Annotated in this window: 6 protein-coding genes; 3 read left to right on the top strand and 3 right to left on the bottom strand. The window is 71.1% G+C overall.

Features of this window, described 5'->3' with window-relative positions; all coding sequences use genetic code 11:
* Positions 1-73: 73 nt before the first annotated feature.
* Positions 74-3,589, bottom strand: coding sequence for a UvrD-helicase domain-containing protein (locus ACFWWR_RS22695; protein WP_384305061.1), 3,516 nt, complete (start codon positions 3,587-3,589; stop codon positions 74-76).
* A 362-nt stretch (positions 3,590-3,951) separates the two neighbouring features.
* Positions 3,952-4,338, bottom strand: coding sequence for an MGMT family protein (locus ACFWWR_RS22690; protein ID WP_217239488.1), 387 nt, complete (start codon positions 4,336-4,338; stop codon positions 3,952-3,954).
* Positions 4,339-4,524: 186 nt separating this feature from the next.
* Between ACFWWR_RS22690 and ACFWWR_RS22685 the strand changes: the two genes are divergently transcribed.
* From ACFWWR_RS22685 to ACFWWR_RS22675, 3 genes are all read left to right on the top strand, one after another.
* On the top strand, positions 4,525-7,290 hold the full coding sequence (locus ACFWWR_RS22685; RefSeq protein ID WP_384304998.1) for a lysylphosphatidylglycerol synthase domain-containing protein: 2,766 nt from the start codon (positions 4,525-4,527) through the stop codon (positions 7,288-7,290).
* Positions 7,291-7,378: 88 nt separating this feature from the next.
* Positions 7,379-8,911, top strand: a complete 1,533-nt coding sequence (locus tag ACFWWR_RS22680) for an alpha/beta hydrolase (protein ID WP_384304996.1) — start codon at positions 7,379-7,381, stop codon at positions 8,909-8,911.
* Between the two features lie 138 nt (positions 8,912-9,049).
* Positions 9,050-10,600 carry an alpha/beta hydrolase gene (locus ACFWWR_RS22675; protein WP_384304993.1) on the top strand — a complete coding sequence of 517 codons (1,551 nt, stop codon included), beginning with the start codon at positions 9,050-9,052 and terminating at the stop codon, positions 10,598-10,600.
* A gap of 65 nt (positions 10,601-10,665) precedes the next feature.
* On the opposite strand, the gene moeZ is transcribed toward ACFWWR_RS22675, so the two are convergent.
* A complete protein-coding gene (gene moeZ, locus ACFWWR_RS22670; RefSeq protein ID WP_383858357.1) occupies positions 10,666-11,844 on the bottom strand; it encodes an adenylyltransferase/sulfurtransferase MoeZ in 1,179 nt (392 codons plus the stop codon).
* Positions 11,845-11,883: the final 39 nt, after the last annotated feature.

Raw genomic sequence — 11,883 nt, 5'->3', positions numbered from 1 at the left:
CTCGGGGCCGGGAGAAGCGCAGGTCAGCACGTGTGGTGCGGTCGATCACACAGAGCGCGGAGGTGCGCGTGGGTCACTCGATCACGTGCCGTCCCTCGGGTTGGGCGCTGCACGACGCCCGGAACGCGCAGTGTGTGCAGTGCTGGCCCGCACTCGGCGTGAACCGCTCGTCGAGGACCTTGCCGGCGGCCGTGGCCAGCAGGTCACCGACCCACTCCCCTTCCAGCGGCTCCTGGGCCTGCACCTTGGGCAGGGTCTCGCCGCCGTCCCGCTTGGGGGCGCCCTGGCGCAGCTGGACGAGTTCGGCGCCGCCCGGCTCGGGCCGCACTCCGTCGAAGGCTTCGTCGACGGCGCCCTCACGGACGGCGAGCTGGTAGACGGCGAGCTGGGGGTGTCGCTCCACCTCGGCCGCGGTGGGCGCCTGTTTGCCGGTCTTGAAGTCGACGACATAGGCGCGGCCCTCACCGTCGGCCTCGACGCGGTCCATCTGGCCGCGAATGCGCACCTCGACCTCGCCCGCTTCGAGGGTGACGTCGAAGTCGTGCTCGCTGGCGACCGGCGTACGCCCGGTGCGGTCCATGACGTGCCACTTCAGGAAGCGTTCGAGCGCCACGCGCGCGTTGTCCTTCTCTTGCGCCGACTTCCACGGCGCGTCGAAGGCGAGCGCGTTCCACACGGAGTCCAGGCGCTCCATGAGGACGGCGAGATCGGCCGGGGTGTGCCCGGAGGCGACCTCGTCGGCGAGGACGTGCACCACGTTGCCGAAGCCCTGGGCGACCGTCGCGGGCGCGTCGGCCTTCACCTCGCGGCCCAGGAACCACTGCAGGGCGCAGGTGTTGGCCAGCTGGTCGAGGGCGCTGCCGGAGAGCACGACGGGCTGGTCCCGGTCACGCAGTGGCACTTTGCTCTCTGTCGGCTCGAACATGCCCCACCAGCGGTAGGGGTGGGCGGACGGCACCAGGGGGCGGCCGTCCTCGTCTGCGAGTGCGGCGAGCCGGGCCAGTCGGCGGGCGGCGGCCTCCCTGAGGGTGTCCGAGACGCGCGGATCGACGGTGGTGGCGCGGAGTTCGGCGACGAGTGCGGCGACCGACAGGGGGCGGCGGGGGCGGCCTGTGACGTCCCGCGGTTCGACGCCCAGTTCGGTCAGGAAGCGGGAGGGCTGGTCGCCGTCGTCCGCGGGCGCCTTGACCGCGGTGACGACGAGGCGTTCACGCGCGCGCGTGGCGGCCACGTAGAACAGGCGGCGCTCCTCGGCGAGCAGCGCCCCGGGGGTGAGCGGTTCGGCGAGGCCGTCGCGGCCGATGCGGTCGGCCTCCAGGAGGGAGCCGCGGCGGCGCAGGTCCGGCCACAGCCCCTCCTGCACGCCCGCGACGACGACGAGCCGCCACTCCAGTCCCTTGGAGCGGTGCGCGGTCATCAGGCGGACGGCGTCAGGGCGTACGGCACGCCGGGTGAGCGTGTCGGCGGCGATGTCCTCCGCGTCGATCTCCGCAAGGAAGTTGAGAGTGCCCCGGCCGCCGGTGCGCTCTTCGGCGCGGGCCGCGGTCGCGAAGAGCGCGCACACGGCGTCCAGGTCGCGGTCCGCGTTGCGTCCGGCCGCGCCGCCGCGTCGGGCGGCCCGCTCCAGGCGCGTGGGCCATGGCGTGCCCTCCCAGAGGTCCCACAGTGCCTCCTCGGCCGTGCCACCGCCCGCGAGACGCTCACGGGCCTTCCTGAGCAGCGCGCCGAGCCGCTGGGCACCCCGGGCGTACGTGGGGTCGTGCACGGCCAGGCGCTCCGGCTCGGCCAGCGCCCGGGCGAGCAGCTCGTCAGAGGGCGGCGGCAGGGGGTTGCCCGCGGCCCGCTCCTCGTCGCGCAGGGCACGACCGAGGCGGCGCAGGTCGGCGGCGTCCATGCTCGCGAGGGGGGAGGCGAGGAGGGTGAGGGCCGTTTCGGTGTCGAGCCAGGAGGTGTCCGGTTCCCGCCCGTCGGAGGGGGCCCCTTCTTCGGGAGGCTCCCTGCTCTCCGCTTCATCGGGCTGTTCCCTGGCCTCCGCTTCATCGGGCTGCGCCGTGGGCTGCGCTCCCTCGGGCTGTGCCGTGGGCTGCGCTCCCTCGGGCTGTGCCGGGGGCTGCGCTCCCTCGGGCTGTGCCGTAACCACTGTTTCGTCGGCCTGCTCGGTAGCCACTGCTTCGCCGACCTGCTCGGGGGCCACCGCTTCGCCGGCCTGCTCCGTAGCCTCCGCCGCGGCCACCGCCCGCAGCGCCGTCAGCAGCGGGGCCACCGCCGGCTCGTGCCGCAGTGGGAGGTCGTCGCCGTCGATGTCCAGGGGGACGCCGGCCGCGGTGAGCGCGCGGCGGACCGTCGGGATGGTGCGGGACCCGGCGCGCACCAGGACCGCCATCTCGCCCCAGGGGACGCCGTCCTCCAGGTGCGCCCTGCGGAGGATGTCGGCGATGTTGTCCAGTTCGGTACCGGGCGTCGGGTACGTGTACACCTCGACGCGGCCCCCGTCCCGGACCGGGGCGAGCTCGCGGTGGGCACGCACCTTGTCGGCCGGAAGGCGGGTCAGTGGCATGCGCCGGGTCAGCATCCGGGTCGCGGCCAGCAGGCCGGCGCCGGAGCGGCGGGAGGTGCGCAGGACCTCCACGGGCGCGGGGCGGCCGTCCGCGCGCGGGAAGGCCCGGGGGAAGTCCAGGATGCCGTTCACGTCCGCGCCGCGGAACGCGTAGATCGACTGGTCGGGGTCGCCGAAGGCGACGAGGGTGCGGCCGCCGCCGGCGAGCGCGTGCAGGAGCCGTACCTGTGCCGGGTCGGTGTCCTGGTACTCGTCCACGAAGACGGCGTCGTACTGCGCGGCGAGCCACCGGGCGACCTCGGGGCGGCGGGCGAGGAGGACCGCGCGGTGGACCAGCTCGGCGTAGTCGAGCACGCCTTGCAGGTCGAGGACGTCGAGGTACTCGGCGAGGAAGGCGGCCGCCGCGCGCCAGTCGGGGCGGCCGATTCGGCGGGCGAAGGCATCCAGCGCGCCGGGGTCCAGGCCCAGTTCGCGGCTGCGGGCGAGGACCGCGCGGACCTCGTCGGCGAAGCCGCGGGTGGTCAGACAGGCGCGCAGTTCGTCCGGCCAGCGCACGTGTGCGAGGCCGAGCCGCTCCAGGTCGGGCTGGCCCGCGAGCAGTTCACGGACGGCGACGTCCTGCTCCGGCCCGGACAGCAGCCTGAGAGGTTCCACGAACAGGTCGGTGTCCTGGTGGGCGCGGACCAGGGCGTAGCAGAACGAGTGGAAGGTGGTCGCCTGGGGCGCGCGGGCCGCCCCTATGCGCAGCGCCATGCGGTCGCGCAGTTCGACGGCGGCCTTGCGGCTGAACGTCAGCACCAGCACGCGCGCGGGTTCACCGCCCCGGGCGATCCTTGCCGCCACCGACTCGACGAGCGTCGTGGTCTTTCCGGTGCCCGGACCTGCGAGAACGAGCAGCGGGCCGGTGGCGTGGTCAACCACGGCGCGCTGTGCGGCGTCCAGACGAGGGGGATCCCTGCGGACCGGCGGGGTACGCACCAGTCGGTAAGCGCCACGGTTCCCCTGTCGCCCCTGCGGGTGCGACAGGCGCATGGTGGAGGAAAAGGAGCTCACGTGGTTCGCCGGTCCTGGTGGGTGTGCCATCTGTCGCTGCGGGCGCGAAGCGCCGTCGTTGAGGGGTGGTGGTCGGGTGACGGGTGGGACGACCTCCGAGCGGGGAGGATGGTGATCGCGGGATGAGAGAGAGACGCGCAGCCGACGCTACGCCGCCGGAAGGTGCGGAAGCAGTGCTTCCCCTTCTTCCCTCACGGCACTCGCGACACGTGTGCCCCTCGCCCCACGAACGTACGCCATGCCACGGACATGCCCCGTTTCCCCCGTCATGTCACGGGCGCGCCTCATTTCGCCCGTACGGACCTCAGGCGACCCCTGGGGGCGTCCGATGGCGGAAGCTGTCAGGTGTGACCCTCCGCGCGTTCGCCGCCGTCCCACCGCGCCCGTCTCATGTCGAGCCGCGGCAGATGCCCCTCGGCGGCCCTGCTCGCCTCCTTCAGGGGCGTGCCCTCCGCACGGTAATGGCCGAGCGCCCTCAGTTCATGGGCCGGGAGCAGGACGCCGTCCGCGCGGACGACCCGCCACCACGGAACGGCACCTCCGTAGAGGGCCATGACGCGTCCGACCTGCCGAGGCCCGCCCTCCTCCAGCCACTCCGCCACGTCCCCGTAGGTCATGACGCGGCCAGGCGGAATTCGTTCGGCCACGTCGAGGACCCGCTCGGCGTACTCCGGCAGCGCGTCCGCGTGCTCCGCGCGGGCGTCGTCCGGAAGGCTCTCCTCGCTCATCCACCCCATCCTGCCCCACCCCACCGACAACGCCACGCGCTCCCGACCGCGGGTGTCCCTCGCCCTGAGACGGCGCTTCCGGCAGACTGTGCGCCCCCGCATGTGCACCCTGACGCCCCTGTGTGTCGGTGGGGCATGCCACCATCGTGCGGGCGGTGACAGGTGATACGAGACCAAGAAGAGACGATGAAAGAGCAGGGTGTGCATCCCGAGAACGCGGAAAGCACCCCTGCCGCATCGTCGCGCCCGGGCACCGCCGACGGGGACGGGACGACCGGCAAGAAGGGTGCGGTGAGCTCCGACAAGGAGGCGCCCGCGACCCGGTCCGGGCCTGACGCCGACGACCCCGACGAGGTGCACGCCGACGAGGTCGAGGGTGACGAACCACTGCTCCCCGCGCGCGTGCACCGGCCCTCCGATCTCATGCGGCTCTTGGTCGGCGTGCTGGCCGTGGCCGTACTGCTCGCGATCGCCGCGTTCGCCCACGGCACCACCTCGGGTCTCGAGCAGGACATCAACAAAGGCACCGGGCAGGCACCGGACCTGCTGATCAAGATCGCGGGGCTGGCGTCCAGCATCGCGATTCTCCTGGTGCCGGTCGCGTTCGCGATCGAGCGGCTGATCAAACGCGACGGGCTGCGCATCGCCGACGGCGTCCTCGCGGCCGTCCTCGCGCACGGAGTGACCCTCGCCACCGACCTGTGGGTCGCCAAAGCCGCCCCCGACTCGATCCAGGAGGCGCTCACCCAGCCCTCCCCCGGCGACATCCACGCCCTCACCGATCCCGTACACGGCTATCTGGCGCCCGTCATCGCCTACATGACAGCGGTCGGCATGTCGCGCAGGCCGCGCTGGCGGGCGGTGCTGTGGATCGTGCTGATGCTCGACGCGTTCTCGATGCTCGTCACCGGCTACACGACACCCTTCTCGATCATCCTGACGGTGCTCATCGGCTGGACCGTGGCCTACGGCACGCTCTACGCGGTCGGCTCGCCCAATGTCCGCCCCACCGGACGGACACTGATGGCGGGCCTCAGACACGTCGGCTTCCACCCGGTGAGCGCCGCCCGCGAGGAGGTGCCGGACACCCCCGAGACCGGAGACCGCGGCCGGCGCTACTTCGTCGCCCTGGAGGACGGTCCACCGCTGGACGTCACGGTGGTCGACCGGGAGCAGCAGGCCCAGGGCTTCTTCTACCGCGCCTGGCGCAACCTGACGCTGCGCGGCTTCGCCACCCGCAGCAGCCTGCAGTCACTGCGGCAGGCTCTGGAGCAGGAGGCACTGCTCGCGTACGCCGCCATCGCGGCCGGCGCCAACGCGCCCAAGCTGATCGCGACCTCCGAACTGGGTCCCGACGCCGTGATGCTCGTCTACGAGCACACCGGCGGGCGCACCCTCGACTCCCTCTCCGACGAGGAGATCACCGACGAGTTGCTGCGCGACACCTGGCACCAGGTGCGGGCGCTGCAGTCCCGGCGCATCGCGCACCGCAGGCTCGTGGGCGACGCGATTCTGGTGGATCGTTCCGGCACGGTGATCCTCACCGATCTGCGCGTCGGCGAGATCGCGGCCGGCGACCTGCTGTTGCGCATGGACATCTCCCAGCTGCTGGTCACGCTCGGCCTCAGGGTGGGTGCCGAGCGCGCGGTGACCGCGGCGGTCGGCGTGCTCGGCCCCGACGCCGTGGCCGACTGTCTGCCGATGCTGCAGCCCATCGCATTGAGCCGCTCCACGCGCGCGACGCTGCGCAGACTGGCCCGGGAGCGGGCCGAGCGCGAGCGGGCGGCGGTCCTGGAGGCGTCCCGGCAGGACAAGCAGGCCCGCCTGGAGGAAGCTCCGCACGAGGCCGGACCCGTTCTCGAAAAGCTGGACAAGAAGGCCGTGAAGGCGGAGGCCAGGGCCGAGAAGCGGGCCATCGACGAGGCACTCGAGGAGGCGCGCGAGGAGGACCTCCTCACCCAGATCCGCCACGAGGTGCTGCTGATCCGGCCGCAGGCCCCGGTGGAACCGGCCCGGCTGGAGCGGGTGCGGCCGCGCACACTGTTGAGTTTCATCGCCGGCGCGATCGGCGCGTACTTCCTGCTGACGCAGCTCACGCACATCGAGTTCGGCCCGCTCATCGAGAACGCCGAGTGGGGCTGGGTCGCCGCCGCCGTGGCCTTCTCCGCGCTGAGCTACGTGGCGGCGGCGATGGCCCTGCTGGGTTTCGTGCCCGAGCGGGTGCCGTTCGTGCGGACCATGGCCGCCCAGGTCGCCGGGTCGTTCGTGAAGATCGTCGCTCCGGCCGCAGTGGGCGGCGTCGCCCTGAACACGCGCTTCCTGCAACGCGCGGGCGTACGCCCCGGGCTCGCGGTGGCGAGCGTCGGAGCGTCTCAGTTGTTCGGGCTCGGCTGCCACATCCTGATGCTGCTGTCCTTCGGCTATCTGACCGGTACCGAGAAGACGCCGTCGCTGTCGCCGTCCCGCACGGTCATCGCGGGTCTGCTGACGGTGGCGGTGCTCGTGCTCGTGGTGACGTCGGTGCCGTTCCTGCGGAAATTCGTCGTCACGCGCGTGAGGTCGCTGTTCGCGGGCGTCGTGCCGCGCATGCTCGACGTGCTCCAGCGGCCGCAGAAGCTGGTGACCGGGATCGGCGGCATGCTGCTCCTGACGGCCTGCTTCGTGATGTGTCTGGACGCGTCGATCCGGGCGTTCGGCACCGAGGGGACCTCGATCAGCATCGCCAGCGTCGCCGTCGTCTTCCTCGCCGGCAACGCGCTGGGATCCGCCGCCCCCACTCCGGGCGGTGTGGGCGCGGTGGAGGCGACCCTGACGGTCGGTCTGATCGCCGTCGGCCTTCCCAAGGAGGTCGCCGCACCGGCGGTGCTGCTGTTCCGCCTGCTGACGCTGTGGCTGCCGGTGCTGCCCGGCTGGCTCGTCTTCAACCACCTCACGCGCAAGGGCGCGCTGTAGTCCACCCTCCGGTACGGCGGTCTCGGCGGCGTACCCCGTACGGCCCGTGCCCCGAGCGTCCCGCCCGGCGCGACCGCAGGATGGGACCATGCCGAACCCTCCCCGGCTGCGCGCCGCTGCCCTGACCGCCACGGCTCTTGTGCTGTCCACCGTGCTGGCGGGCTGCGGCGGCGACTCCCAGGACGAGGACGTGTCGGCCCAGGAGCTGAGTTGGAAGGACTGTCCGGCACAGGGCGGTGGTGACGCCCCGTCACCCCTTGCGGACGGCGACGAGTGGCAGTGCGCCACCATGAAGGCGCCCCTGGACTGGGACGAGCCCAAGGGCGACACGATCAAGCTGGCCCTGATCCGGGCGAAGGCAAGCGGCGCCGAGAGCGAGCGCATCGGCTCGCTGGTCTTCAACTTCGGTGGCCCGGGCGGCTCCGGCGTCACCACGCTGCCCACCTTCGGCGAGGACTACGCGAAACTGCGCACCCGCTACGACCTGGTCAGCTTCGACCCGCGCGGGGTCGGCCGCAGCGCCCCCGTGGAGTGCCAGGACGACCTCCAGCTGGACGTCTACTTCCAGCAGGACGCCACTCCCGACGACAAGGCCGAGAGCGCCACGTTCCTGGACTACACCAAGGAGTTCAACGAGGCCTGCGAGACGAACTCCGAAAAGGTGCTGCCGCATGTCCGCACCACCGACGCCGCCCGTGACCTGGACCTGATGCGCCATATCCTCGGCGACGACAAGCTGCACTACTTCGGCATCTCGTACGGCACGGAACTCGGCGGTGTGTACGCCCACCTGTTCCCGAAGAAGGTCGGCCGTGCGGTCTTCGACGCGGTCGTGGACCCGACGCAGGACCCCGAACAGGGTTCGCTCGGGCAGGCCAGGGGCTTCCAGCTCGCCCTCGACAACTACGCCGAGGCCTGCACCTCCGCAATCGAGGACTGCCCAGTCGGCGACACCGCCCAGAACGTCAAGGACCGCATCGCCAAGCTGCTCAGAGACCTCGACAGCGAGCCGATTCCCGGCATCTTCCCGCGCGAGCTGACCCAGACCGTCGCGACCAGCGGCATCGCGCAAGCGCTGTACTCGCAGGACTTCTGGAGGTACCTCACGGCGGGTCTTGAGCAGGCCTACCACGGGAACGGGCAGATTCTGATGGCGCTGTCCGACTCGATGAACGGCCGCAAGCAGAACGGCGAGTACAGCAACCTCACCGCCGCCAACGTCGCCATCAACTGCGCCGACGACAAGCAGCGGTACACCGCCGACCACGTGGCGCGGAAACTGCCCGAGTTCCGGGCCGCCTCCGCCCTGTTCGGCGACTTCCTGGCCTGGGGCCTGGTCGGCTGCGCCGACTGGGCCGTGCCGGGCGCCGCCAACCATCCCAACGTGAGCGCGCCCGGCTCAGCGCCGATCCTCGTCGTGGGCAACACCGGCGACCCGGCCACACCGTACGAAGGGGCGAGGAAGATGGTGCGCGCGCTGGGTGCGGGCGTCGGTGTCGAGCTGACCTACAAGGGGGAGGGACACGGGGCGTACGACAGCGGGAACAAGTGCGTGCAGGATGCCGTGAACGGCTATCTGCTGAACGGGAAGGTTCCCGCGGCCGGAAGGGTCTGCTCCTGACGCTCCACTCCAATCCAGCGAGAATTCGCAGGTCAGAACGTTATCCACAGGCTGCAGCGGCTGGGCTGCGATCCGCCTACTATGACCGAACAGCCATCCGCGGCACGGGGCGGAGGGCCTGCGAGGGGGGAACTTGCGATGACGCGTTTCGTACGGTGGGCGGCGGTGGGGACCGCCGCAGCGCTCCTGGTGACGGGCTGCAGCAGCGGCTCGTCCAGCGACGGCAAGGGCGGCAGGAAGACCGGCCGGGCGCAGCCGTCGGCCGGGCCGTCCGGTACGGCCGACGCCGGCCCGACCTCAGCACTGACCTCCCAGAAGCTCGACTGGGGGCGTTGCAAGGCCACCGCGGACTCCTCCGCGCCGGGCAGCGACTGGCAGTGCGCGACGCTCAAGGTGCCGCTTGACTGGTCGAAGCCGGACGGCGAGACGATCGGCCTCGCACTGATCCGCACCAAGGCCCGCGGCGGCAACCGCATCGGCTCGCTCCTGTTCAACTTCGGCGGCCCCGGCGGCTCCGGTGTGTCCACGATGCCGGCGTACGCCGCCACCGCCTCTCTGCTCCGCGAGCGGTACGACCTGGTCAGCTGGGACCCGCGCGGGGTCGGTGCCAGCGGGGGCGTCCGCTGCCGCAGCGACAAGGAGATCCTGGCCTCGGAGTCGGTGGACGTCTCACCGGACACCACCGCCGAGGAGAGTGCCTACTTCCAGGACGCCGCCGACTTCGGCAAGGGCTGTGCGAAGGACGCAGGAAAGATGTTGGCGCACGTCTCCACCACTGACACCGCCCGCGACATGGACCTGATGCGGCAGGTCCTGGGCGACAAGAAGACGCACTACTTCGGCATCTCGTACGGCACCGAACTCGGCGGTGTCTACGCCCACCTGTTCCCGAAGAACGTGGGCCGACTGGTCCTGGACGCGGTCGTCGACCCGAGCGCCGACACCGTGGGCCACGCGGAGAACCAGGCCCGGGGCTTCCAGCGCGCGCTGGACGACTACCTCAAGTCCACCGGCCAGGACCCGAAGCAGGGCACCCAGAAGATCGCGGACCTGCTCAAGAGGATCGACGCGAACCCGCTGCCGACATCGTCCGGGCGGAAGCTGACGCAGACGCTCGCCGTCACCGGCATCATCCTGCCGCTGTACAGCCAGGACAGCTGGCCGACGCTGACCAGCGCCCTGGAGGCGGCGGAGCAGGGAGACGGGTCGGACCTCCTGGCGCTCGCCGACGGATACAACGAGCGCGACCCGTCGGGTCGCTACGGCACCACGACCCATTCGCAACGGGTCATATCGTGCTTGGACGACAAGCAGCGGCCGACGGCCTCGGAGACGAAGAAGCTGCTGCCGGAGTTCGAGAAGATCTCGCCCGTCTTCGGGGAGTTCCTGGGCTGGGACACGGCCGGCTGGTGCCACGACTGGCCGGTGGCCGGTCAGCACAAGACGCCGGAGGTGAGCGCGCCCGGTGCGGCACCGATCCTGGTGGTCGGCAACACCGGCGACCCGGCGACGCCGTACGAAGGGGCCCAGAGGATGGCGGACGAGTTGGGCAAGGACGTCGGTGTGATGCTCACCTGGAAGGGCGCGGGACACGGTGCGTACGGGAGCGGGAGCGACTGTGTGGACTCCGCGGTGAACACGTACCTGCTGGCCGGGACGGTGCCCAGGGACGGCAGGGTCTGCTCATGACGACGGCGGGGGCCTCGGGCACCGTCGGTGCGCGAGGCCCCCGCCGTTCAGGCCGGGATGCCGGGTCAGTAGATCGGCTTGCTCGGCTCGATCTGGTTGACCCAGCCGATCACGCCTCCGCCGACGTGCACGGCGTCGGAGAAGCCCGCGGACTTCAGGACCGCGAGGACTTCCGCACTGCGGACACCCGTCTTGCAGTGCAGGACGATCTTCTTGTCCTGCGGGAGGGTCTCCAGGGCGGTGCCCATGAGGAACTCGTTCTTCGGGATCAGCTTGGCGCCCGGGATCGAGACGATCTCGTACTCGTTGATCTCACGGACGTCGATGATCTCGATGTTCTCGCCGTCGTCGATCCACTCCTTGAGCTGCTTGGGAGTGATCGTCGAGCCGGCGGCCGCTTCCTGGGCCTCCTCGGAGACGACGCCGCAGAAGGCCTCGTAGTCGATGAGCTCGGTGACGGTCGGGTTCTCGCCGCAGACCGCGCAGTTCGGGTCCTTGCGGACCTTGACCTGGCGGTACTGCATCTCCAGGGCGTCGTAGATCATCAGGCGGCCGACGAGCGGCTCGCCGATGCCCGCGAGGAGCTTGATGGCCTCGTTGACCTGGATGGAGCCGATGGACGCGCACAGCACGCCCAGGACGCCGCCCTCGGCGCAGGAGGGAACCATGCCCGGCGGCGGGGGCTCCGGGTAGAGGCAGCGGTAGCAGGGCCCGTGCTCGGACCAGAACACGGAGGCCTGGCCGTCGAAGCGGTAGATCGAACCCCACACGTACGGCTTGTTGAGCAGCACGCACGCGTCGTTGACCAGGTAGCGGGTCGCGAAGTTGTCCGTGCCGTCGACGATCAGGTCGTACTGGCTGAAGATGTCCATCACGTTGTCGGCCTCGAGCCGCTCCTCGTGCAGGACCACGTTCACGTACGGGTTGATGCCGAGGACGGAGTCGCGCGCGGACACTGCCTTGGAGCGGCCGATGTCGGCCTGGCTGTGGATGATCTGCCGCTGCAGATTCGACTCGTCGACCTCGTCGAACTCCACGATGCCGAGCGTGCCCACGCCCGCGGCGGCCAGGTACATCAGCGCCGGCGAGCCCAGGCCGCCGGCGCCCACACAGAGCACCTTGGCGTTCTTCAGCCGCTTCTGCCCGTCCATCCCGACGTCGGGGATGATCAGGTGGCGGGAGTACCTGCGGACCTCGTCTACGGTGAGCTCGGCAGCGGGCTCGACCAGGGGTGGCAGCGACACGGGGACTCCGTTGGTCGGTCAATCATTACGGTTGTTCTC

This window comes from Streptomyces sp. NPDC058678 (genome assembly GCF_042714835.1).
In the GTDB taxonomy this organism is placed as follows: domain Bacteria; phylum Actinomycetota; class Actinomycetes; order Streptomycetales; family Streptomycetaceae; genus Streptomyces.
The sequence above is the reverse complement of the archived record's forward strand: the minus strand, read 5'-3'. Positions and strand labels throughout refer to the sequence as shown.

What these genes read in the sequence shown, in the direction of transcription:
- ACFWWR_RS22695 (WP_384305061.1), bottom strand. Translation starts at nt 3,589, where the DNA reads ATGCGCCTGTCGCACCCGCAGGGGCGACAGGGGAACCGTGGCGCTTAC.
- ACFWWR_RS22690 (WP_217239488.1), bottom strand. Translation starts at nt 4,338, where the DNA reads ATGAGCGAGGAGAGCCTTCCGGACGACGCCCGCGCGGAGCACGCGGAC.
- ACFWWR_RS22685 (WP_384304998.1), top strand. Translation starts at nt 4,525, where the DNA reads ATGAAAGAGCAGGGTGTGCATCCCGAGAACGCGGAAAGCACCCCTGCC.
- ACFWWR_RS22680 (WP_384304996.1), top strand. Translation starts at nt 7,379, where the DNA reads ATGCCGAACCCTCCCCGGCTGCGCGCCGCTGCCCTGACCGCCACGGCT.
- ACFWWR_RS22675 (WP_384304993.1), top strand. Translation starts at nt 9,050, where the DNA reads ATGACGCGTTTCGTACGGTGGGCGGCGGTGGGGACCGCCGCAGCGCTC.